At 62.4% G+C, this 22,297-nt stretch carries 23 protein-coding genes; 16 read left to right on the forward strand and 7 right to left on the reverse strand.

Annotation, left to right across the window (positions count from 1 at the left end):
- Window positions 1–42: 42 nt before the first annotated feature.
- Window positions 43–1,170, reverse strand: coding sequence for an AraC family transcriptional regulator (locus tag ACTJKT_RS07765; protein WP_440786685.1), 1,128 nt, complete (start codon window positions 1,168–1,170; stop codon window positions 43–45).
- An 82-nt stretch (window positions 1,171–1,252) separates the two neighbouring features.
- Here ACTJKT_RS07765 and ACTJKT_RS07770 point away from each other — a divergent pair, with 82 nt between their 5' ends.
- The 3 genes from ACTJKT_RS07770 (at window position 1,253) to ACTJKT_RS07780 (ending at window position 4,779) form a co-directional block, all read left to right on the forward strand.
- Window positions 1,253–2,722, forward strand: coding sequence for an aldehyde dehydrogenase family protein (locus ACTJKT_RS07770; RefSeq protein WP_440786686.1), 1,470 nt, complete (start codon window positions 1,253–1,255; stop codon window positions 2,720–2,722).
- A gap of 64 nt (window positions 2,723–2,786) precedes the next feature.
- Window positions 2,787–3,917 (forward strand): NAD(P)-dependent alcohol dehydrogenase, encoded by a 1,131-nt coding sequence (locus ACTJKT_RS07775; protein WP_440786687.1) that lies wholly within the window; start codon window positions 2,787–2,789, stop codon window positions 3,915–3,917.
- Window positions 3,918–3,957: 40 nt separating this feature from the next.
- Entirely contained in the window at window positions 3,958–4,779 is an 822-nt protein-coding gene (locus ACTJKT_RS07780) for an alpha/beta hydrolase (RefSeq protein WP_440786688.1), read from the forward strand.
- Between the two features lie 79 nt (window positions 4,780–4,858).
- Here the strand turns inward: ACTJKT_RS07780 and ACTJKT_RS07785 are convergent, their stop codons facing one another.
- The 3 genes from ACTJKT_RS07785 to ACTJKT_RS07795 all read right to left on the reverse strand — a co-directional run bounded on the left by ACTJKT_RS07785 (window position 4,859) and on the right by ACTJKT_RS07795 (window position 6,998).
- Complete coding sequence (locus ACTJKT_RS07785; RefSeq protein ID WP_440786689.1) at window positions 4,859–5,497, reverse strand: LysE family translocator; 639 nt, start codon at window positions 5,495–5,497, stop codon at window positions 4,859–4,861.
- Window position 5,498: 1 nt separating this feature from the next.
- Entirely contained in the window at window positions 5,499–6,269 is a 771-nt protein-coding gene (locus ACTJKT_RS07790) for a 2OG-Fe(II) oxygenase (protein WP_440786690.1), read from the reverse strand.
- A gap of 102 nt (window positions 6,270–6,371) precedes the next feature.
- The gene (locus tag ACTJKT_RS07795; protein ID WP_440786691.1) at window positions 6,372–6,998 is read right to left on the reverse strand and encodes an alanyl-tRNA editing protein; all 627 of its coding nucleotides are present in this window, start codon (window positions 6,996–6,998) and stop codon (window positions 6,372–6,374) included.
- Between the two features lie 91 nt (window positions 6,999–7,089).
- On the opposite strand from ACTJKT_RS07795, the gene ACTJKT_RS07800 reads away from it, so the two are divergent.
- The gene (locus ACTJKT_RS07800; RefSeq protein ID WP_440786692.1) at window positions 7,090–8,073 is read left to right on the forward strand and encodes a LysR family transcriptional regulator; all 984 of its coding nucleotides are present in this window, start codon (window positions 7,090–7,092) and stop codon (window positions 8,071–8,073) included.
- 76 nt (window positions 8,074–8,149) lie between these two features.
- On the opposite strand, the gene ACTJKT_RS07805 is transcribed toward ACTJKT_RS07800, so the two are convergent.
- Together ACTJKT_RS07805 and ACTJKT_RS07810 are read right to left on the reverse strand one after the other, a co-directional pair.
- Window positions 8,150–8,557, reverse strand: a complete 408-nt coding sequence (locus tag ACTJKT_RS07805; protein ID WP_007931642.1) for a PA2817 family protein — start codon at window positions 8,555–8,557, stop codon at window positions 8,150–8,152.
- Window positions 8,558–8,641: 84 nt separating this feature from the next.
- Window positions 8,642–11,089 carry an acyl-CoA dehydrogenase gene (locus ACTJKT_RS07810; protein ID WP_440786693.1) on the reverse strand — a complete coding sequence of 816 codons (2,448 nt, stop codon included), beginning with the start codon at window positions 11,087–11,089 and terminating at the stop codon, window positions 8,642–8,644.
- Between the two features lie 246 nt (window positions 11,090–11,335).
- On the opposite strand from ACTJKT_RS07810, the gene ACTJKT_RS07815 reads away from it, so the two are divergent.
- From ACTJKT_RS07815 to ACTJKT_RS07830, 4 genes are all read left to right on the forward strand, one after another.
- Window positions 11,336–11,995 carry a transglutaminase-like domain-containing protein gene (locus ACTJKT_RS07815; RefSeq protein ID WP_440786694.1) on the forward strand — a complete coding sequence of 220 codons (660 nt, stop codon included), beginning with the start codon at window positions 11,336–11,338 and terminating at the stop codon, window positions 11,993–11,995.
- Window positions 11,996–12,037: 42 nt separating this feature from the next.
- Entirely contained in the window at window positions 12,038–12,661 is a 624-nt protein-coding gene (locus ACTJKT_RS07820) for a glutathione S-transferase family protein (RefSeq protein WP_440786695.1), read from the forward strand.
- A 132-nt stretch (window positions 12,662–12,793) separates the two neighbouring features.
- Window positions 12,794–13,726: an ABC transporter ATP-binding protein gene (locus ACTJKT_RS07825; protein ID WP_025804356.1), complete on the forward strand. Its 933-nt coding sequence runs from the start codon at window positions 12,794–12,796 to the stop codon at window positions 13,724–13,726.
- On the forward strand, window positions 13,723–14,502 hold the full coding sequence (locus ACTJKT_RS07830; RefSeq protein ID WP_440786696.1) for an ABC transporter permease: 780 nt from the start codon (window positions 13,723–13,725) through the stop codon (window positions 14,500–14,502). The genes ACTJKT_RS07825 and ACTJKT_RS07830 overlap by 4 nt, the downstream gene beginning before the upstream one ends.
- A 48-nt stretch (window positions 14,503–14,550) precedes the next feature.
- Here ACTJKT_RS07830 and ACTJKT_RS07835 read toward each other — a convergent pair whose 3' ends face one another.
- A complete protein-coding gene (locus ACTJKT_RS07835; protein ID WP_025804355.1) occupies window positions 14,551–15,066 on the reverse strand; it encodes a DUF2062 domain-containing protein in 516 nt (171 codons plus the stop codon).
- Between the two features lie 147 nt (window positions 15,067–15,213).
- Between ACTJKT_RS07835 and ACTJKT_RS07840 the strand changes: the two genes are divergently transcribed.
- The 8 genes from ACTJKT_RS07840 (at window position 15,214) to murB (ending at window position 22,068) form a co-directional block, all read left to right on the forward strand.
- On the forward strand, window positions 15,214–17,445 hold the full coding sequence (locus ACTJKT_RS07840) for a DNA internalization-related competence protein ComEC/Rec2 (protein WP_440786697.1): 2,232 nt from the start codon (window positions 15,214–15,216) through the stop codon (window positions 17,443–17,445).
- A gap of 102 nt (window positions 17,446–17,547) precedes the next feature.
- Window positions 17,548–18,183: a MotA/TolQ/ExbB proton channel family protein gene (locus ACTJKT_RS07845; RefSeq protein WP_025804353.1), complete on the forward strand. Its 636-nt coding sequence runs from the start codon at window positions 17,548–17,550 to the stop codon at window positions 18,181–18,183.
- Window positions 18,180–18,608, forward strand: a complete 429-nt coding sequence (locus tag ACTJKT_RS07850; RefSeq protein ID WP_009047818.1) for an ExbD/TolR family protein — start codon at window positions 18,180–18,182, stop codon at window positions 18,606–18,608. The genes ACTJKT_RS07845 and ACTJKT_RS07850 overlap by 4 nt, the downstream gene beginning before the upstream one ends.
- Window positions 18,608–19,618 carry a tetraacyldisaccharide 4'-kinase gene (gene lpxK, locus ACTJKT_RS07855; RefSeq protein WP_440786698.1) on the forward strand — a complete coding sequence of 337 codons (1,011 nt, stop codon included), beginning with the start codon at window positions 18,608–18,610 and terminating at the stop codon, window positions 19,616–19,618. The genes ACTJKT_RS07850 and lpxK overlap by 1 nt, the downstream gene beginning before the upstream one ends.
- A gap of 23 nt (window positions 19,619–19,641) precedes the next feature.
- Complete coding sequence (locus tag ACTJKT_RS07860) at window positions 19,642–19,827, forward strand: Trm112 family protein (protein WP_007931663.1); 186 nt, start codon at window positions 19,642–19,644, stop codon at window positions 19,825–19,827.
- Window positions 19,824–20,588 (forward strand): 3-deoxy-manno-octulosonate cytidylyltransferase, encoded by a 765-nt coding sequence (gene kdsB / locus ACTJKT_RS07865; protein ID WP_440786699.1) that lies wholly within the window; start codon window positions 19,824–19,826, stop codon window positions 20,586–20,588. The genes ACTJKT_RS07860 and kdsB overlap by 4 nt, the downstream gene beginning before the upstream one ends.
- Window positions 20,588–21,052 (forward strand): low molecular weight protein-tyrosine-phosphatase, encoded by a 465-nt coding sequence (locus tag ACTJKT_RS07870; protein WP_440786700.1) that lies wholly within the window; start codon window positions 20,588–20,590, stop codon window positions 21,050–21,052. Before kdsB ends, ACTJKT_RS07870 begins: the two co-directional genes overlap by 1 nt.
- The gene (murB, locus tag ACTJKT_RS07875; RefSeq protein WP_440786701.1) at window positions 21,049–22,068 is read left to right on the forward strand and encodes a UDP-N-acetylmuramate dehydrogenase; all 1,020 of its coding nucleotides are present in this window, start codon (window positions 21,049–21,051) and stop codon (window positions 22,066–22,068) included. The genes ACTJKT_RS07870 and murB overlap by 4 nt, the downstream gene beginning before the upstream one ends.
- The last annotated feature ends 229 nt before the right edge of the window (window positions 22,069–22,297 follow it).

Raw genomic sequence — 22,297 nt, forward strand, 5'->3', positions numbered from 1 at the left:
CGCGCACCTTGCGGTTTGCGCGCTGCCTTGCCAGCCCAATAGTCATTGCTGCTTGTAATGTGCCTTCGTGTGGCCATGGTAGGGCCTTCTCGTTTCCGAAGGCAGTTCCCCATACTTCTTTCGATAATCTGCCGCAAATTGCCCCAGATGGAAGAACCCCCAGCGTGTGGCGATCTCGGTAACCGATCCGCTCTCCTGGGAGCTCGATAAAGCGGTTCTCACGCGTTGCAGACGTACGTCCCTCACGTACTGCATCACGCCCGTGTTACGCCATTCTCGAAAGACTCGATGCAGGGTCCGAACGCTGCAGCACGCTGCCGTGGCAATGTCGAGCAACGTCAGGGGGCGTTCGGCATGCCCGTCGATGAAGTCGATGGCCCGCTGCAGATAGGCTGGAGCAGGGCGATGACGCCCTGTCTGCAAAGGGTTCGTGTCGCCATTCGGGTCAACCAGTTGCTCGGTAACCAACTGCATGATCAGCAATTCTTCCGCTCGTGGCAGCAGCATTTGCTTCAGTTCGGTGGCGGTGTTCGGGTGCAGCAATTGTCGAAGCATCTCTACTGATGCGAGCCAGCGCTGGTGCTGCCTCGGGTCCACCGATACGCAGGACATCTGTCGGTCTGCGTGCCGGTCCGAGAAGCGATTCCAGAACGCCTCGACGTGCCGGGCATCGAGGCGTACGCCCATTTGTACATTGTCCGCGCTATAGCAATAGTGCGATGGAACATCCGCGGCAACGACCACCGTGGAGCCAGGGCCGCCACTGTGCCGGATATCCCCACTGTGGATCTGTGCATGGCCGGCCAGGGTGGTCAGCACCAGAACGAAGTCCTGGAACAGCTCCGGCTCGATCGAAATATCCGCACCGTAGGCGAACCAGGAGAGCACGACACTTTCTCCCGGCAGCCTGAACATGCTGGCTGGACTTTTCGGCTGGCATCCGGCGGTGAAACGATAGGGGCAATACACCTTGCCGATCGCTTCCTGTGCGTACTCCAGATCGGAGGATTCGAACAGCAATGCATCGGGAGGCAGGCCGGCGCTCCCTAGCAGTGAGCCGAGCGCATGAGGCGCTGTCTGTGACAAGCAAGATGAACTGTTCAAGTAGCGTTCTCCATATTGCAGCAAGGCTGCACGCCGGTCGAAAAAAGGCGCTTTTCCGATACCCATGGCGCTCTATCGATAGTCGCTGCCAGGGCGTTCAGTCGACCATAGGGCTTGTCAGTTAGCAACGGAGCCTTTGTTAGCAGCCATGAAGATCTCACTCAGAAAAGAATACGGCCCTTATATCAATGGCGGATTCGTCCCTGTTTCCGGCAAGACTTTCCCTGCCGTCAATCCCGCCACGGGAGAGCATCTGGCGGATATTGCACGGTGTGGCGCACAGGAAGTCACAGCTGCGGTTCAGGCGGCACGACAGGCTTTTTCAACCTGGAAGAGTACGACCTACGAAGAGCGGGCGAGCATGCTCAACCATCTCGCCGATGCGCTGGAAAGCAAGCTGCCACGCTTGGCTATGATCGACGCGATGGACGTAGGGCGACGTCTCGCCGAGATACGTCTCGACTATGAAAAGGCCATTGCCCAGTATCGCTACTTCGCGTCAGCGATCATGGTCCACGAGGGTTATGGCAGACCGATCCCCGACGGCTACATGCTGGCCAAACGCGAACCCATTGGTGTGGTCGGTCAGATCATTCCCTGGAACGTTCCCGCCTTGATGGTCGCCCTGAAGGTGGCTCCGGCCATCGCGGCCGGCAACACCGTTGTCCTCAAGCCGGACGAGAACGCATCGCTGTCGACCCTGGAGTTCGCCGAAATCGCGGGGAGCATCTTTCCGGCAGGAGTCATCAACGTCGTACCGGGCTTCGGCGAAGAAGTGGGTAGCGCGCTGACCTCCCATCCCCTGGTCGCCAAGCTGGCGTTCACCGGCAGCCCCGAAGTCGGCCGCATCATCGGCAGGGCCGCCGCCGAACGCCTGGTACCGGTATCCCTGGAGCTGGGCGGCAAGAGTCCTAACATTGTGTTTCCGGACATCGAGAGCCTCGATGCGGTAGTGGACAACGCGCTGTTAGCGGCCATGTACTGCAATGGACAGTCCTGCCTGGCGGGAACCCGTCTCTTCGTTCACGACGACATTTATGCTCCTTTCGTGGACAAGCTGAAAAAGGCGGCCGCCCGCTTGAAGGTCGGCGATCCACTAGACGAGAGGACGCACTTGAGTTGCCTGGTGTCTGCCAAGCAAGGGGATCGGGTCCTGGAATATATCGAGATTGGCAAGCGCGAAGGTGCCAAGGTGCTGTTCGGTGGGGAGCGTGTAGCTGTAGCGGGCTGCGAGGCAGGCTACTTCATCCAGCCGACCTTGCTGGAAGTTCGCAATACCATGCGGGTCGCTCAGGAAGAGATTTTCGGCCCCGTACTCAGCGTCATCCGCTGGAATGATTACCAGCAGATGCTGAAGGAAGCGAACGACGTTCCTTACGGACTGGCGGCTGGTATTTATACCTCGGACCTTGAAAACGCGATGCGCACGGCCGATGCGCTGGAGGCTGGTTCGGTCTGGATCAACCAGTACTTCAACCTCGCCAGCGGGGTGCCTTTCGGCGGAGTCAAGGAGAGCGGGATAGGAGTGGAGCATGCCCATGAAACGCTCAATATCTATTCGCAGATCAAGGCGATCACTGTTCGCAACCGCGTTGTAGAGCCTTTCTACATTGCATGAGGCTCAGCAGATCCTTCTCGGGGCCGTCGTTGATGGCGGCCTCTTTCCTTTGTGAGCGTTCACCATGAGCCTGTACGAGTTCCGCGATATCGTGGTTGCCGTCACCCGCAGCAAAGGTGCAGTGTTCACCCTTGAACCGGCCCGATTGCGTGCTCCACGGAATGACGAAGTGTTGGTGCGAATGATCGCCACCGGCATGTGCCATACCGACCTGATTATTCGCGACCAGTATTATCCGGTGCCACTGCCAGCGGTGCTGGGGCATGAGGGGGCAGGTATCGTCGAAGCCATCGGGCCACAGATCGGATCGCTCAGTGTCGGTGATCACGTGGTGCTGACGTACGGGAGTTGTGGACATTGCTCTCCCTGCAACCAAGGGTTGACGTCGTATTGCGTAGACTTCTATGACCTGAACTTCGGGGGCAGCCCCGGGGACGGGGGCAGTGCTATCACAGACCGGAATGGGCTACCGCTGCATGACCGCTTCTTCCATCAGTCCTCCTTCGCCACACACGCCCTGAGCCGGGAAAACAACACCATCAAGGTGCCAAGGGACGCGCCTCTGGAATTACTGGGACCACTTGGCTGTGGGATACAGACTGGTGCCGGAGCGGTGATCAATTCCTTAAAAGTAACGCCTGGCAGTGCTTTTCTTTCGTTGGGTGCCGGAGCGGTCGGTATGTCGGCGATACTCGCTGCCAGATTGGCCGGGGCGACTTGCATCATCGCCGTAGACAGAATGCCTGAGCGCTTGGAGCTGGCCCGCGAAATCGGCGCGACACATGCAGTCAACAGCCAAGAGCCGGGGTGGGTTGATCAGATCAAGGCGATCACCCAGGGTGGGGCGGACTTTGCCCTGGAGTCGACTGGCCAGCCAGCGATTCTGACCCAGGGGGTTTCCGCTCTTGCCGCCATGGGCGTATTGGGGGTGGTAGGCGCCTCCCCGCAGGGGACGATGGCGATGCTTGACCCCAACGACCTGATGATAAAGGGCAAAAGCATTCGTGGGATCTGTGAAGGGGACAGTCAACCATGGAAGCTCATTCCGGATCTGGTGACATTGCATATGCAAGGCCGTTTCGCCTTTGATCGATTGGTAAAGTTCTACCCCTTCAATGAAATCAATCAGGCGGCAGCAGACAGCGAAGCCGGTAAAACCCTCAAACCCATCCTGTTGATTGACGGATATGTCTGAACCACAAGGTTCTTAAATATTTGCCCTATCGGAGATGACAATGATTGTTCCCTATCGCGACATGAACCAGGCTCAACTCGACGCGGCCTATGACAACACCGCGGCCGTGGCGGATTTCCCGGGTATCTATGCCGCCATGCAGGCCCGCAGTGCAGGTTTCTACGGCTCTGTGGCAGGCCGGCTCAATCTGCCTTATGGCACGGGACCTCGACAGCGTTATGACTGGCTGCCCTGTGGAAAAGCCGACGCCCCGACCTTCATCTTCATCCATGGCGGCTATTGGCAGAATTGCACCAAGGAAGATTTCGCCTTCGTCGCCGAGGGGCCCCTGGCGGCGGGGTTCAACGTTGTCCTGGCCGAGTACACGCTTGCGCCGCAAGCCTCGATGACCCAGATCGTCAGCGAGATCGGCAGCCTGCTCGAGCATCTGCAGGCCGACGCCGATCAGCTGGGTATCGCAGGGCACAAGGTGGTGTTGAGCGGGCACTCGGCAGGCGGACACCTTGCGCTGCAATTCCGCTCGCATCCATGGGTAACGGATGTCCTGGCCATCAGCGCACTGGTTGACCTGAAACCCATCAGCCTGAGCTGGCTGAACCAGAAGCTGAGTCTCTCGGATGCGGAAATCGACGCTTACAGTCCGCTGCACCATATCGGCAAGGGCGCCCATACCTGGGTGGCGGTAGGCGCCGACGAACTCTCGGAACTGGTCCGCCAGTCCGATGAATACGCCAGGCAAGCCTTGGCCCGAGGAGAGTCTGTGCAACTGATTCACGTCCCGGGCTGCACGCACTTTTCAGTACTGGATGAAATGGCAAAGCCGCAGGGAGCCTTGCTTCAGGTCCTGTCATCCACCCGTTGATCGTGGAGTTGCACTGAGCAAGTCTGGATCGAGTCGCCAGTGGCTGGCGGCTCGATCGGGCAGGGCGTCGGGATGTGGCTTACATCGACAGGATCAGGCGCCCGGCGAACAGAATCAGGATCACCCCCATGGTCCGCTCGAACCAGTGGCCCATGCGCATGAACAGCAAGCGCACCCGCGGGCTGGAAAAGAACAGTGCGACGATCACGAACCACAGCGCGTTCACGCAACACATCCACACACCGTAGAGTGCTTGCACCTTGAGGGGCGTGGTGGCACTGATCACCGTGGTGAAGATCGCCAGGAAGAACAGCGTGGCCTTGGGGTTGGTGGCGTTGGTCAGAAAGCCGGTCATGAAGGCCTTGGGCAAGGTCTGCTGTTGCGCCAGATCGTTGCCCGCATCGCTGCCTTCGATCGATGTCTTGGGTTTGCTGCGCAGCAGGCTGACCCCGAGATAAAGAATGTAGGCCCCACCCACCACCTTGGCCACGCTCAGCAGCCATGGCGTGGTGTGCATCAGCGCACCGACCCCCAGCAGGGTGTACAGCACATGCACGGAAATCCCCGCGCCGATGCCGATGGCCGTGCACAGCCCGACCACCCGGCCAAAGCGCACGCTCTGGCGGATGGTCACGGCAAAGTCAGGCCCGGGAGCCACCACGGCGAGAAAGTGGATGGTGGCCAGGGCCAGGAATTCGCCTAGATAGTTGGAAAGCATTTCAACTCCAGAAGGTCAGGGGGGACGAGCTGCCGCGATAGCCGACAAAAAAGGAAAGGCTCAGGCGCGGGTTGGCCACCCCCGGGGTGACGGCGTGCATGCGCCTTGAATTGAACATGATGAAATCCCCGGGCTCCGGGCGGACTTCCAGGGAGGGGGTGCCGAGCAGGGCGGGATCGATGCCGTAGCTGTCGCCGCGCATCTCGTCGAACTGGTCCGGTGAAATATCGTGATCCCACATCTGCAGGGCGCCGCCCGTGTCGGGCATGTTCAGGTAGAGGTTGCAGGCGAATTGCGCTTCCAGGCTGTGGGCCTGGAAGCTGTCGGGGGCGTCCTTGGCGAAAATGTCGTGATGGGCGAGGAAGCACACACCGGGCTTCACCACCCGGGACAGGCCGACGTACATCTTGCGCCCGTACAGGTTTTCCAGGTGGGCGCCGGCCGGCCAGGACTCGTCGAGCATGCAGCGCAGGGTGTCGACGGGAGAGGCATAGGGCGCGCAGCGCGAACGCAGTTCGTCGATATTGGCGGTGGCGCGCTCGAAGTAATCCTCGATCAGCAGCGGCTGGTTTTCCGCTTCATAAAACGCCATGCCGATACGCCCGATGCTGGGGGCATTGATATAGCCCTCGAAACCGGGGGCGAGAATCTTGTCGCCCAGCTGGATCGCCTGGGCGTGTGGCAGGAAGTTCTTGATGCGCAGGGCGAGCACTTGTTCCCGGGCCAGTTTCTGTATGCACGTCTCATCGAGACGCTCGACGTCAAGCATCATCTGCAGATCCCTCTATCCGATAATCGTCGAACCCGCGCACGCGGGTTTCCCCTGTGTCAGGCGATGCGTCGCGTGATGTGCAAGGCGACATCGCCGATGAAATCAGTCCACGTCGTAGTGAACCGAAAGCATTCCTTTCTTTTGCGAGAGGGAGGCGATAGTGACGTTGCCCAGTTCCTTCAGGCGCTTCACGTGGGTACCCCCGCAGCCATAGGCGGGAAGCTCGCCGAAACCGATTTCCCGCGAACCTTCGCGCAGCGAGACCAGGCGCGGCAGGTCGGCGGCAATCCAGTGATCGATGCCACTCTGCAGGCTGTCGACGTCGAGCTCCTGCGGGCTGTCGCCGGGTTTGAAGGACACACGGCCCTCGCCAGGCCAGTGATGGGCCTTGACCGGGACCCAGCCGCGGGTTTCGCCGAAATGGCCAATCAGGTGCCCGGCCGAGTGCATGCGGGTATTGAACTGGCGGCGCTGTTCATCGACCTGGACCTGGACCATGCCCGGTTGCACCGGCTGGCTGACGTAATGAACGATCCGCTCGGGTTCCTGGACCACGCGCAATACCTGGCTGTCGCCGATCCAGCCGGTGTCGCAGGGTTGGCCGCCGCCCTGGGGATGAAAAATCGTGGCACGCAGGACCACCGCGAACTCGTTGTCCTGCGGGGTGCATTCGAGCACTTCAACGTTGGCCTTGAGTTCATCATTATGAAAAAAGAGGCGAAGCGTCATATTCCGTGCCCTTATTAAAATGTCTTTTTTAATTATATGGCGCGGCGGAATTGCGTGATAATCCGTTCAAACCTCAAAGGACTGTTGCGCCGTGAGCATAAATCTTCCTCTTCCGCTGCTGGGTGAAATGGCGATTTTCGTCAAGGTCGTCGAGGTCGGCAGCTTCTCCGAAGCCGCCCGCCAGCTGGGCTCTTCACCGTCAGCGGTGAGTCGCAGCATTTCCCGTCTGGAGAAGGCGCTGGCGACCCGCCTGCTGCAACGCACCACGCGCAAGTTGCGCTTGAGCGAAGGGGGCGAGGAGGTGTTCAAGCGTTGCAGCGAGATGGTCAGCGCCGCCAAGTCGGTGATGGAGATCAGCGGTCAGTTCACCCACGAGGCCGAAGGCCTGGTGCGGGTCAGCGTGCCCAAGGCGGTCGGGCGTTTTGTCGTGCATCCCTATATGCCCGAGTTTCTGCGGCGTTACCCGAAGGTCGACGTCGAGCTGTTGCTGGAAGATCGCAATATCGACCTGATCGACGACAACGTCGACCTGGCCATTCGCATCACCGATCAACCGCCGGCGGGGTTGGTAGGGCGCCAGTTGCTGACCATCGACCATATGCTGTGCGCCACGCCGCAGTACCTGGCCGAGCACGGGACGCCGAGCCATCCCCATGATCTGCTCAACCACAGTTGCATTTACCTGGGCGAAACCCCCAGCGACGCGCGCTGGAAGTTCAAGAAGGGCAGCAAGTCGGTGACTGTCGGCGTGCGTGGGCGTTATGCGGCCAATCACACCGGGGTAAGGCTGGGGGCGGTGCTGGAGCATATCGGCATTGGCAGCCTGCCGTACTTCACCGCGCGGCATGCCCTGGAGCAGGGCTTGCTGGTGCAGGTACTGCCGGACTGGACGTTTCTCGCCTCCTACCATGGCGGTGCCTGGCTGCTGCATTCGCCGACCCGTTACCTGCCGCCGAAGCTGCGGGTATTCATTGATTACCTGGTGGAGTGCCTGGCCAAGGAGCCGACCTTGAGCCGGCAGGGCAAGCAGGAGGCCAAAGGCTACGAACAGCCCGAGGGCGATGGCGCAAGCTGAGCCAGCCGCTCATGGGCAGGAAAACCAAAGGCCCGCCGGTTCAACCGTGCGGGCCTTTGTAGTGTCCGGGCCGGACTCAGTGCTTGCTGTCCTGGGCGGAGAGCGCCAGCAGCTGCTTTTCCTGGTTCCAGTCGAACGGCTCATCGTTCTGCTCGGCCTCGTAGCGGCGCTCTTCGAGCGCCTGGTACAGGTCGATTTCTTCGTCGGGCATGTAGTGCAGGCAATCCCCGGCGAAGAACCACAGCAGGTCGCGCGGCACCAGATGGGCGACCTGTGGATAACGCTGCATCACCTGGCACAGCAGATCCTGGCCCAGGTACTGGCTTTCGATCGGATCGATCGGCAGCGAGGCGCGCAGTTCGTCGAAGCGTTCCAGGAACAAGGCATGGCTTTCTTCGGGAACCTGCTCGGCTTCACCCACGGCGACCAGGATACTGCGCAAATGGTCGAGCAGGACGAGATGATCGGCGACGACGTTGGACATGACATGAGTCCTCAACAGCAAAACGGGCGCGGGAGTATATAGCCCCCGCGCCCGGTTTCATAATCCGCCTGACGGTCTTGCGCCTTAGCGGGTTTTCCCTTCGCTCAGGCTCAGCTCTTCCTTGGCGAAGTCATCGACATCGATGACTTTGCGGCGGGCGGCTTCAGCCTCGCGTAGGGTCTGGGCTTCCACCGGTTGCAGCACGCCGGCTTCCAGCGCGGCGTCGATGGCATGTTCGCCGGCGACCGGCTTGACCTGGCCGCTTTTCAGCGCCTCGTGCAGTTTTTTCTGCAGAGGATGGCTGGCGCTCAACAAGTCGCAGGCCTGTTGCAGGGCGCCGACCGGGTCCTCTGCCGATTGTGGGCGGTAGCAGCCAGCCAGCAACTCTTCCAGGGTCGGGTCGCCCTTGGCTCGACCGATGACCGCGGCGACCTCGGCGTCCAGTTGGTCGGACGGGCCTTTGTGACGGCGGCCGAATGGGAATACCACCACCCGCAGCAGGCAACCCAGCACCCGGTTGGGGAAGTTGTCGAGCAATTCGTCCAGTGCCCGTTCCGACTGGCCGAGGCTTTCTTCCATGGCCCAGGTGAACAACGGCTGCAGATGCTCCGGCGAATCCAGGTCGTGGTAGCGCTTGAGGGCGGCGGAGGCGAGGTACAGGTGGCTGAGCACATCGCCGAGGCGTGCCGACAGGCGTTCGCGGCGCTTCAGTTCGCCGCCCAGCAGCATCATGCTCAGGTCGGCCAGCATGGCGAAGGCTGCGGCCTGACGGTTAAGGGCGCGGAAATAACCCTGGCTGAGCTTGTCCCCCGGCGCCTGTTCCAAGTGCCCCAGGCCCAGGTTCAGCACCAGGGTGCTGGCTGCATTGCTCACGGCAAAGCCGATGTGCTTGAGCAGCAGGCCGTCGAATTCGACCAGTGCCTGCTCGTGGTCTTCGCGATCGGCCAGGGCCATTTCCTTGAGCACGAACGGATGGCAGCGAATGGCGCCCTGGCCGAAGATCATCAGGTTGCGCGAGAGGATGTTCGCGCCTTCCACGGTGATGAAGATCGGCGCGCCTTGCCAGCTGCGGCCCAGGTAGTTGTTCGGCCCCATGATGATGGCCTTGCCGCCGTGCACGTCCATGGCGTGGCTGATGCACTCGCGGCCGCGTTCGGTCAGGTGGTACTTGAGAATCGCCGACAGCACCGAGGGTTTTTCCCCCAGGTCGACGGCGTTGGCCGTGAGCATGCGCGCGCTGTCCATCAGCCAGGCATTGCCGCCGATGCGGGCCAGGGCTTCCTGGATGCCTTCGAAGGCGTTGAGCGGGACGTTGAACTGCTCACGCACCTGGGCATATTGGCCGGTCACCAGGCTGGTGAACTTGGCCGCGCCGGTGCCGACGGCCGGTAGGGAAATGGAGCGGCCGACCGACAGGCAGTTCATCAGCATCATCCAGCCCTTGCCGAGCATTTCCTGGCCGCCGATAAGGAAGTCCAGGGGGATGAACACGTCCTTGCCGGAGTTCGGGCCGTTCATGAAGGCGGCGCCGAGCGGCAGGTGGCGGCGGCCGATTTCCACGCCGGGGGTGTCGGTCGGAACCAGCGCCAGGCTGATCCCCAGGTCTTCATCCTCGCCCAGCAGGTGGTCCGGGTCGTAGGCCTTGAAGGCCAGGCCGAGGAGGGTGGCGACCGGGCCCAGGGTGATGTAGCGCTTTTCCCAGTTCAGGCGCAGGCCGATGGTTTCCTCGCCCTGCCACTGGCCTTTGCAGATCACCCCGGTATCGGGCATGGCGCCGGCGTCGGAACCGGCCAGCGGGCCGGTGAGGGCGAAGCAGGGGATATCGTCGCCACGGGCCAGCCGCGGCAGGTAGTGGTTGCGCTGTTCGTCGGTGCCGTAATGCAGCAGCAACTCGGCCGGGCCGAGGGAGTTGGGGACCATCACGGTGGACGCCAGGTCGCCGCTGCGGGTCGCCAGTTTCATCGCCACTTGCGAGTGGGCATAGGCGGAGAAGCCCTTGCCGCCGAACTCCTTGGGGATGATCAGGGCAAAGAAGCCGTGTTGCTTGATGTGCTCCCAGGCGGCGGGCGGCAGGTCCATGGACTGGCCGATCTGCCAGTCGCTGACCATGGCGCACAGCTCTTCGGTGGGGCCGTCGATGAAGGCCTGTTCCTCTTCGCTCAGTTGCGCTTTCGGGTAGGCCAACAGCTTGTCCCAGTCCGGACGGCCGCTGAACAGTTCACCGTCCCACCAGACCGTGCCGGCATCGATGGCATCGCGCTCGGTTTGCGACATCGGCGGCAGGACCTTCTGGAACCAACTGAACAGCGGGGCGCTGAAGTACTTGCGGCGCAGGTCGGGCAGTAGCAAGGGCGCTGCCACCGCCGCCAGCAGTACCCAGAAGATCAGCAGCAACCAGCCCGGTGTACGGCTGAAGGCGCCCATGGCCAGCAGGTAGACAGCCACCAGGCCCAGGGCGGGCAGGGGCGCGATGCGGCGGTGGGCCAGGTAGGCAATACCGACCAGCAGAACCAGTATCCACAACAACAGCATATTTAATCCTCCGTGAAGCCAGGGGCAAAATCACCCACAGAGCTTAGTCGGCATCCGACAAAAGGGGTGACAGGGCAGTGCGCTTGAAGCGGTAAGAAGAAGCGGACGCAGCACGTCAGGCATCGGGTCAGCAGCTTGTCGATCTTGTCAGGCTCGAAGCGGCAGCCTCTGATGTTTGGCCGAAACGTCGTTATCGCTGGGATGAGGCCGTCGTTAGACTCGGGACTTCACTCGGAGATCATCCCCATGCACGAGTACTTGAGTCCCAGCCGCTTCATCGATAGTGACCACCCCGCGGTGGTGGAGTTCGCGGAAACTCATCGTGGCCCCAGCAGCGATCCGCTGGAGCAGGCGGTGAGCCTCTATTACGCGGTGCGCGAGGCCGTGCGCTACAACCCCTACACCTTCAGTCGCGATCCCGAGACCCTGCGTGGCAGCCATGCCCTGGCCTCGGGCGAAAGTTACTGCGTACCCAAGGCCACCCTGCTTGCCGGCTGTGCGCGGCATTGCGGGATCGCCGCGCGGATCGGCCTGGCGGACGTGCGCAATCACCTGTCGACCCCGCGTTTGCTGGAATTGCTGCGCAGTGACGTTTTTGCCATGCACGGTTATACCGAGCTGTACCTGCACGGGCGCTGGGTCAAGGCCACGCCGGCGTTCAACCGGAAACTCTGTGAGATGTACGATGTGGCGCCACTGGAGTTCGATGGCCGCCACGACAGCGTATTCCACCCTTTCAATCGCCAGGGCGAGCAGATGATGGAGTACGTGCTGGACCACGGACAATTCGCCGACGTCCCCGAGACCTTCTTCTTCAAACACCTGGAAACCTGCTATCCGCATCTGTTCGCCGAGCAGATGCCGATGCTGCTGGGCGACATGCAGGGTGATTTGAGTCAGGTCTGATCCGGCGTAGACTGCCTCGGCATTCATCACTGAGGAGCGGTCATGCTGAAGATCTGGGGTCGGAAAAACTCGTCGAATGTCAGGAAAGCATTGTGGTGCGCCGAAGAGCTCGGCCTGACCTACGAGGCGGTGGATGCCGGTGGTGCCTTCGGCGTGGTGGACACCCCGGCGTATCGGGCGCTGAATCCCAATGGGCGGATTCCGCTGATCGAGGACGACGGCTTTGTGCTGTGGGAATCCAACACCATCGTGCGTTATCTCGCCGCGCGCCATGCCGCCGGCACGGCCTGGTACCCGGACGATGTGCGGGCGCGGGCCTCGGCCGAGAAGTGGATGGACTGGACCACCTCGACCTTTGCCGAACCCTTCCGCCACCTGTTCTGGGGTGTGCTGCGCACGCCGGCGGAACAGCAGGACTGGGACAAGATCAATGCCGCGCTGAACAGCTGCGGCGAACTGCTGGCGGTGGTCGACCAGGCCCTGGCCGAACATCCCTACCTGTCCGGCGACGAAATCGGCATGGGCGATATCCCCCTGGGCAGCTTTATTTATGCCTGGTTCGAAATGCCCATCGAGCGCCCGAAGTTGTCTAATCTGCAAGCCTGGTACACACGTCTGCAGCAGCGTCCGGCCTATCGCAAGGCGGTGATGACCGCGTTGACTTAATACTGACTATCAATACAGGTGACTGTACTTGTGTGGCGTCGGCAAGCACCATTGGGTGTATCCGGCGCCGTTGCAATGCAGACGATCCGCCCTTACCTATAATGTTCTCCCTTCTTGGTGCGTAAATCCGATATGAGTTCCGCTCTGTCCATCCGGCAGCTAACCAAAACCTACGGCAACGGTTTCCAGGCCCTGAGTGGTATCGATCTGGATGTCGCCGAAGGTGACTTCTTCGCCTTGCTCGGCCCCAACGGCGCCGGCAAATCCACCACCATCGGCATCCTCTCGACCCTGGTCAACAAGACCAGCGGCACGGTGAATGTCTTCGGCCATGACCTGGACCGCGAGCCCGCCGCGCTCAAGCGTTGCATCGGCGTGGTGCCGCAGGAATTCAACTTCAACCAGTTCGAGAAGACCTTCGACATCGTCGTGACCCAGGCCGGTTACTACGGCATCCCGACCAAGGTCGCCAAGGAGCGGGCCGAGCAGTACCTGACCCAGCTCGGGCTGTGGGACAAGCGCGATGTACCGTCGCGTTCGCTGTCCGGCGGCATGAAGCGCCGGTTGATGATCGCCCGCGCCCTGGTGCACGAACCGCGCCTGTTGATCCTCGACGAACCAACCGCTGGCGTGGACATCGAGCTGCGTCGTTCGATGTGGACCTTCCTCACCGAACTGAACCAGAAAGGCATCACCATCATCCTCACCACCCATTACCTGGAGGAGGCTGAGCAGCTGTGCCGCAACATCGGCATCATCGACCACGGCACCATCGTCGAGAACACCAGCATGCGTCAGCTGCTCAGCCAACTGCATGTGGAAACCTTCCTGCTCGACCTGAAGACCGACATGAAGGTGGCGCCGCAACTGATCGGCTATCCGAGCAGACTGGTGGACAGCCACACCCTGGAAGTCCAGGTCGACAAGGCCGTGGGCATCACCGCGCTGTTCAGCCAGTTGGCCCAGCAGAACATCGAAGTGCTGAGCCTGCGTAACAAAACCAATCGCCTTGAGGAGCTGTTCGTGTCCCTGGTGGAGAAAAACCTGTCGAAGGTGGCGGTATGAGTTCAGAGCTACGGCCCAACCTTGTCGCGCTGAACACCATCGTCTATCGCGAAGTCCGGCGTTTTACCCGGATCTGGCCGCAAACCCTGCTGCCGCCGGCGATCACCATGGTTCTGTACTTCGTGATCTTCGGCAACCTGATCGGCCGGCAGATCGGCGACATGGGTGGTTTCACCTACATGGAGTACATAGTGCCGGGCCTGATCATGATGTCGGTGATCACCAACTCCTACGGCAACGTGGTCTCGAGTTTTTTCGGCAGCAAGTTCCAGCGCTCCATCGAGGAGCTGATGGTGTCGCCGGTGTCGCCGCACACCATCCTCATCGGCTACACCCTGGGCGGCGTGCTGCGGGGGCTGGCGGTGGGCGTGATCGTGACGCTGCTGTCGCTGTTCTTCACCCATCTGCAAGTGCACCACTTGGGCATCACCTTGCTGGTGGTGCTCCTGACCGCGACCATCTTTTCGCTGTTGGGCTTTATCAACGCGGTATTTGCACGCAACTTCGACGATATCTCGATCATTCCGACCTTCGTGCTGACTCCGCTGACCTACCTGGGCGGGGTGTTCTACTCCATTACCCTGCTGCCGCCGTTCTGGCAGACGGTGTCGCTGGCCAACCCGGTGCTGCACATGGTCAACGCTTTCCGTTTCGGCATCCTGGGGGTTTCCGACATCCAGATCAGCGTGGCCATTAGCTTCATGCTGGTAGCCACCGTGGTCCTGTACTTCGGTTGTACCCGCCTGCTGGTCAGCGGTCGTGGCATGCGTCAGTAAGCCCGCGCAGAAATGACAACGGCCTCCCTCGGGAGGCCGTTTGCGTTTCTACAGCCGGCTCTGCTTGCGGCGGCGCCATTGCCGGCTGACCCACCAGCGCCAGTACAGCATGGTCAGGCAATAGGCGAGGGCGCCCAGCACCAGGCCGGCCACCACCGAGCCCAGCAGGAAGGGTTGCCAGAGGGTCGAGAGTTCGCCGCTGATCCACTCCCAGGTCAGCTCGTCGGGCAGGGTCCTGGCGGGCACGTTCATCAACCAGGCACCGACCTGATAGGTGCAGAAGAACACCGGCGGCATGGTGATCGGATTGGTCAGCCAGACCAGGCTCACGGCAATCGGCATGTTGCCGCGCACGGAGATGGCCAGCACGGCGGCCAGCAGCATTTGCGCCGGGATCGGCATAAAGGCCGCGAACAAGCCGACCGCCATGGCGCGCGCCACGGAGTGCCGGTTGAGGTGCCAGAGGTTGGGGTCATGCAGCAACGTGCCAAGAAAGCGTAAGGACTTGTGTTCCCTGATGCTGGTCGGATCTGGCATGTAACGTTTGAATAGGCGCCGGGGCATAAGGCTTCTCGGTCAGTTCAGGCGGCAAGTATGCCCGGATTCTAAAAGGCGCCCATTCAGACTTTGTGACAAATGATAAAGCTGGCGCCCGGTCCGCTGAGCTAAGCCAGAGAGTGGGAACACTCAAAACTGCTCAAGGACGGGCTTATGCGCACAGGGATGCTGGCGTTGGCGGCGGGGCTGCTGAGCCTGCGCTTTTTGCCGGCGCTGCCAGCGATCGGATGGCTGGCCGTGCTGCCGGTGGTGGCCTTGATGCTGCTGCCGTTTCGCACCTATCCATTGGCCTTTTTTCTGCTGGGCCTGGCGTGGGCCTGCGTCAGCGCGCAATGGGCGCTGGACGATCGTTTGGCGGAACCGCTCGACGGACAGACCCGCTGGCTTGAAGGTCGGGTGGTGGGGCTGCCGCAGCAGGCTGAGGGCCTGGTGCGTTTCGAGCTGGAAGGAGGGCAGGCGCGGCGCGGGCGGATCCCCCAACGCCTGCGCCTGGCCTGGTATGGCGGGCCGCCGGTGCACAGCGGCGAACGCTGGCGCCTGGCGGTGAAGCTCAAGCGGCCCGTCGACCTGGTCAATCTGCAGGCCTTCGATCACGAGGCCTGGCTGCTGGCCCAGCGCATCGGCGCCACGGGCACGGTCAAGGATGGGCAACTGCTGGTCGCCGCTGAGGGCGGCTGGCGTGCTCGCATTCGCCAGCGCTTGCTGCAAGTCGATGCCCAGGGGCGCGCCGGTGGCCTGGCGGCCCTGGTACTGGGTGACGGCTCGGGGCTGAGCCGGGAAGACTGGCGTGTCCTGCAGGATACCGGGACCGTGCATCTGATGGTGATTTCCGGGCAGCACATCAGCTTGCTGGCCGCCGTGATGTACGCCCTGGTGGCGGGGCTGGCCCGTTACGGCCTGTGGCCCGGACGTTGGTCCTGGCTACCCTGGGCCTGTGGGTTGGCGTTTGCTTCGGCCCTGGGGTACGGATTGCTCGCGGGCTTCGATGTGCCGGTGCGTCGTGCCTGCGTGATGGTTGCCCTGGTGCTGATCTGGCGTCTGCGCTTTCGTCACCTGGGGGCCTGGTGGCCGTTCCTGTTGGCGTTGAATGCGGTGCTGTTGTTCGAGCCGCTGGCCAGTCTGCAGCCAGGATTCTGGCTGTCCTTTACCGCGGTGGCGGTGCTGATCCTGATCTTCGGCGGGCGCCTGGGGGGCTGGCGCTGGTGGCAGTCCTGGACCCGTATCCAATGGTTGATCGCCATCGGCCTGTGCCCGGTGCTGTTGGCGCTGGGTTTGCCCATCAGCCTCAGCGGGCCGCTGGCCAATCTGCTGGCGGAACCCTGGATCAGCCTGCTGGTGCTGCCGCCGGCGTTGCTCGGGACCTTGTTCCTGGCGGTGCCTTACCTGGGCGAAGGCTTGCTCTGGCTGGCCGGTGGTTTGCTGGACGTACTGTTCCGCGGTCTGGCGCTGCTGGCTGCCCAATGGCCGGCCTGGATAGCGCCGGCCATACCGCTCTGGGCCTGGTGCATCAGTGCGCTGGGGGCCTTTCTGTTGTTGCTGCCCGCGGGCGTGCCGCTGCGTCCCTTGGGATGGCCGATGCTGTTGTTGATGGTGTTCCCGCCGAAAAACACGTTGCCGTACGGCGAGGCGGAAGTCTGGCAGCTGGATGTCGGGCAGGGCCTGGCGGTGCTGGTGCGGACTCGCGAGCACGCGATGCTGTATGACGCCGGTCCGCGTTTTGGCGACTCCGACCTGGGCGCCCGGGTGGTGCTGCCATCCTTGCGCAAGCTGGGCATTACGCGCCTCGATCTGATGCTGCTCAGCCACGCCGATGCCGATCATGCCGGTGGCGCCGACGCCATCCAGCGCGGCTTGCCGGTGGCCAGGCTGGTCAGCGGCGATCCCGAGGGGTTGCCGGCCTATGTGTCGGCAGAGCCTTGCGCCAGCGGCGAGCAGTGGCAATGGGACGGGGTGCGGTTTTCCCTGTGGCAGTGGGCGGATGCGCAGAACGGCAACCAGAAGTCCTGCGTGATGCAGGTCGAGGCCAAGGGCGAGCGTTTGCTGCTGACGGGGGATATCGATGCCCAGGCGGAACGCGCGCTGTTGAATACCCCGCTGGCCGTCGAGACCCATTGGTTGCAGGCGCCGCACCACGGCAGCCGCAGCTCATCGTCCTCGGCCTTGCTCAAGGCCCTTGCGCCTTCGGCGGTGCTGATCTCCCGGGGGCACGGCAATGGCTTCGGGCATCCGCACCCGCAGGTCGTCGAACGTTATCGCCAGCAGGGGACCGTCATTTACGACAGTGCGGAGCAAGGAGCGCTGCGGTTGATGCTGGGCACATACGCCGAACCGACGAGCCTGCGGGCGCAGCGACGCTTTTGGCGCAAATGGCCACTATCTCCTTAAATAACCGGGAGTTATTAAAGCCAGGAGGCATGCGACATCAGGTTCTTCGGTGCATTCGGCCCCTATGTTAGAGTGGCGCACTTTTTCGAGGGGACTGTCACTGTGTGGGAATTGGTCATATCCGGCGGCTGGATGATGTTGCCGATCATTCTGAGCTCCATTGCCGCGGTCGGCATCATTGCCGAGCGCCTGTGGACCCTGCGGGCCAGCCGTGTCACTCCGCCGCATCTGCTGGGGCAGGTCTGGCGCTGGATCAAGGACAAGCAACTCAATAAGGACAAACTCAAGGAACTGCGCGCCCATTCTCCCCTGGGGGAAATCCTCGCGGCCGGCCTGGCCAACTCCAAGCATGGCCGTGAGGTCATGAAGGAGTGCATCGAGGAAGCCGCCGCCCGGGTCATCCATGAACTGGAGCGCTACCTCAATGCCCTCGGCACCATCGCCGCCATGGCGCCGTTGCTGGGCTTGCTGGGTACGGTGCTGGGCATGATCGATATCTTCAGCTCGTTCATGGGCTCGGGCATGACCACCAACGCCGCGGTGCTGGCCGGTGGTATCTCCAAGGCGCTGATTACCACCGCGTCCGGCCTGATGGTCGGTATCCCGGCGGTGTTCTTCCACCGTTTCCTGCAACGCCGGGTCGATGAACTGGTGGTGGGCATGGAGCAGGAAGCCATCAAGCTGGTCGAAGTGGTGCAGGGCGACCGCGACGTCGATCTGGCCGAGGGCAAAGCGTGAAATTCCGCCGCAAGCCACGGGAAACCATCGATATCAACCTCGCGTCGCTGATCGACGTGGTGTTTATCCTGCTGCTGTTTTTCGTCGTGACCACCACCTTCACCCGGGAAACCCAGTTGCGCGTCGAGTTGCCGGAGGCCGTCAGCGGTTCGCCGGCCGAAGACCAGCAGACCAAACAGCTGGATATCGCCATCAGCGCCGACGGGGTGTTTTCGGTGAACAACCAGGTGCTACCCAAGAGTGACCTGGCCAGCCTGATCGAAGCCTTGCAGAAGGAGTCGGCGGGTGACACTAACCTGCCGCTGTCCATCAGCGCCGACGGCAAGACCCAGCACCAGGCCGTCATTACCGCGATGGACGCCGCCGGCAAGCTCGGTTTCAGCCATCTGCGCATGACCACCGTCGAGGCGGCGCCAGCACCCTGATGGCCATGTCCGATCGTTTGCTCGCTGCCTGGTACAACGGCCACCCCGCGCTGAAACTGCTGCAGCCCCTGGAATGGCTCTACCGACGGGTGGTGGTGCGCAAGCGCGAACGCTTCCTGGCCGGTGAGGGCAATGTTTACCAGCCGCCGGTGCCGCTGGTGGTGGTGGGCAATATCACCGTGGGTGGTACCGGCAAGACGCCGTTGATCCTGTGGATGATCGAGCATTGCCAGCGCAGCGGGCTGCGGGTCGGCGTGGTCAGCCGCGGTTATGGCGCCAAGCCACCGCAGTTACCATGGCGGGTCGCCGCTGAGCAGAGCGCCGATGTCGCTGGCGACGAACCCTTGCTGATCGTCCAGCGCACCGGCGTGCCGCTGATGATCGACCCCGACCGCAGCCGCGCCGTGCGGGCCTTGCTGGCCGCCGAGCCGCTGGACCTGATTCTCTCCGACGACGGCATGCAGCATTACCGCATGGCTCGCGACCTCGAACTGGTGCTGATCGACGCCGCGCGTGGGCTGGGCAACCGACGCTGCTTGCCGGCCGGGCCGCTGCGCGAGCCGGTCGAGCGCCTGCAAAGCGTCGACGCGGTGCTCTACAACGGCGCCAGCGACGATCGCGAGGATGGGTTCGCCTTTCGCCTGGCGCCCACCGCCCTGGTCAATCTGCAAAGCGGCGAGCGCCGCGGGCTTGAGCACTTCGCGCCGGGGCAGGCACTGCACGCGGTGGCCGGCATCGGCAATCCGCAACGTTTCTTCACTACCCTTGAAACGCTACACTGGCAGCCTGTCCCGCATGCTTTCGCCGACCACGCCGAATACAGCGCGCAGGCGCTGAGTTTCACCCCGTCGCTGCCGCTGGTCATGACCGAAAAGGATGCGGTGAAGTGCCGTGCCTTCGCGGCTTCCGACTGGTGGTACCTGGCGGTGGATGCTGTGCCATCCCCGGCCTTCGTGGCCTGGTTCGATACCCAGCTGATGCGTCTGTTGCCCGCTCGTCTTTTGCCTTAAACGCTTCTATCCAGGGAATTCTCATGGACACCAAATTGCTCGATATCCTCGCTTGCCCGATCTGCAAGGGACCGCTGAAGCTCAGCGCCGACAAGACCGAGCTGATCAGCAAGGGCGCCGGCCTGGCCTATCCGATTCGCGATGGCATCCCGGTCATGCTGGAAAGCGAAGCCCGCACCCTCAGCACCGACGAGCGCCTGGATAAATGACCACAGCCTTTACCGTTGTCATTCCAGCCCGATTCGCCTCCACCCGCCTGCCGGGTAAACCGCTGCAGTTGATCGCCGGCAAGCCGATGATCCAGCACGTCTGGGAACAGGCCTGCAAGAGCGCCGCCCAGCGCGTGGTAGTGGCGACCGACGATGCGCGTATCGTTGAGGCCTGCCAGGGTTTTGGCGCCGAAGCGCTGCTGACCCGCGAGGACCACAACTCCGGGACCGATCGCCTGGCGGAAGTCGCCAGCCAATTGGGGCTGGCTGCGGACGCCATCGTGGTCAACGTCCAGGGCGACGAGCCGTTGATCCCGCCAGCGGTGATCGACCAGGTGGCCGCCAACCTGGCCGCCCATACCGAAGCGAGCATGGCCACCCTGGCCGAGCCGATCGAAGACGTCGAGACCCTGTTCAACCCGAACGTGGTCAAGGTGGTCAGTGATATCAATGGCCTGGCCCTGACCTTCAGCCGCGCCACCTTGCCCTGGGCGCGCGACGCCTTTGCGAAGAACCGCGACCTGCTGCCAGAGGGCGTGCCTTACCGCCGCCATATCGGCATCTATGCCTACCGCGCCGGCTTCCTGCATGACTTCGTCAGCTGGGGCCCGTGCTGGCTGGAAAACACCGAGTCGCTGGAGCAGTTGCGGGCCCTGTGGCACGGCGTGCGTATCCATGTCGCCGATGCCCTGGAAGCGCCGCCCGGCGGTGTCGATACCGCCGAAGACCTTGAGCGCGTTCGTCGCCTGCTGGAGGCCTGATGCGGGTTCTGTTTGTCTGCCTGGGCAATATCTGCCGTTCGCCGACGGCGGAGGGCGTATTGCGCCACAAGTTGCGCGAAGCGGGGCTGGCCGACCGGGTCGAAGTCGCGTCCGCGGGGACCGGCGAATGGCACATCGGCAAGGCGCCGGACAAGCGCAGCCAGCGCGCGGCGCTGTTGCGCGGCTACGACCTGTCGGCCCAGCGCGCGCAGCAGGTCAGCAGCGCGGACTTTGCCCGCTACGACCTGATCCTGGCCATGGACGAGAGCAACCTGCGCAACCTCAAGGCGCTGCAGCCGGCCCAGGGCAAGGCCGAGCTGGACCTGTTCCTGCGTCGCTACGAGGCGGCGGTGGACGAGGTGCCGGATCCTTACTACGACGGTGAGCAAGGTTTCGAGCAGGTGCTGGACCTGATCGAGTTCGCCAGCGACCGGCTGGTGATCGAGCTGAAGGGGCGCCTATGAGCTTGCATTTGCAGTCCCAGGTTTCCCTCAAACCCTTCAACACTTTCGGCGTCGATGTACGGGCTCAGCTGTTCGCCGAGGCCCACAGTGACGCCGACGTGCGTGAGGCGCTGGCCTATTCGGCGCAGCACCGACTGCCGCTGCTGGTGATTGGCGGCGGCAGCAATCTGCTGCTGACCGCTGATATTCCGGCGCTGGTCTTGCGCATGAGTACCCGGGGCATTCGCCTGCTGAGCGACGATGGCCAGCAGGTAATAGTCGAAGCCGAAGCTGGTGAAACCTGGCATCCGTTCGTGCAATGGACCCTTGAGCAGGGCTTGTCCGGCCTGGAAAACCTCAGCCTGATTCCGGGGACCGTGGGCGCCGCACCGATGCAGAACATCGGCGCCTATGGGGTCGAGATCAAGGATGTGTTCGCCGGCCTGACTGCGCTGGATCGGCAGAGCGGCGAGCTGCGCGATTTCAGTCTGGAACAATGCCAGTTCGCCTACCGCGACAGCCTGTTCAAGCAAGAGGCTGGCCGCTGGCTGATTCTGCGGGTGCGTTTTGCCCTGGCCCGCAGCGAGCATCTGCATCTGGAATACGGCCCGGTGCGCCAGCGTTTGAGCGAGCAGGGCATTGAGCATCCGACGGCCAGCGATGTCAGTCGCGCCATTTGCAGCATCCGCAGCGAAAAGCTTCCGGACCCGGCCGTGCTGGGCAATGCCGGCAGCTTCTTCAAGAATCCGGTGGTATCCGCTGCGCTGGCAGCCGAGATCAGGCAGCGGCATGCGGGGCTGGTGGGTTATCCACAGCCGGACGGGCAGGTGAAACTGGCGGCCGGCTGGTTGATCGAACAGGCGGGCTGGAAAGGTTTTCGCGACGGCGATGCCGGCGTCCATCGCTTGCAGTCGCTGGTGCTGGTCAACCATGGCCAGGCCACGGGCTTGCAGCTGTTAAACCTGGCGCGAAGGATCCAGCAGGATATTGTCGAGCGCTTCCAGGTTCATCTGGAGATGGAGCCCAATCTCTATTGAGTCCGTTCAGTTGAACTAAGCTCAGAACGCACCACCAAAGCCTTGCATGGGTTCACTCCCTGCAAGGCTTTTTTGTTAATTGCGGCTTAACTTAGCCTGCTAACAATGCAAGTATTTGTACCTCCAAAGGCCCGGTGAAGACGCCCCGTCTTCATAAGAGAGCCCATTAGCCTGAGTCGATCTGCTCCCGCAAGTCGTTGTACTCAACGGCAGATTGCTCGACCCCATA

Origin of the sequence: Pseudomonas sp. 22526 (genome assembly GCF_052044735.1) — a bacterium.
In the GTDB taxonomy this organism is placed as follows: Bacteria; Pseudomonadota; Gammaproteobacteria; order Pseudomonadales; family Pseudomonadaceae; genus Aquipseudomonas; species Aquipseudomonas piscium.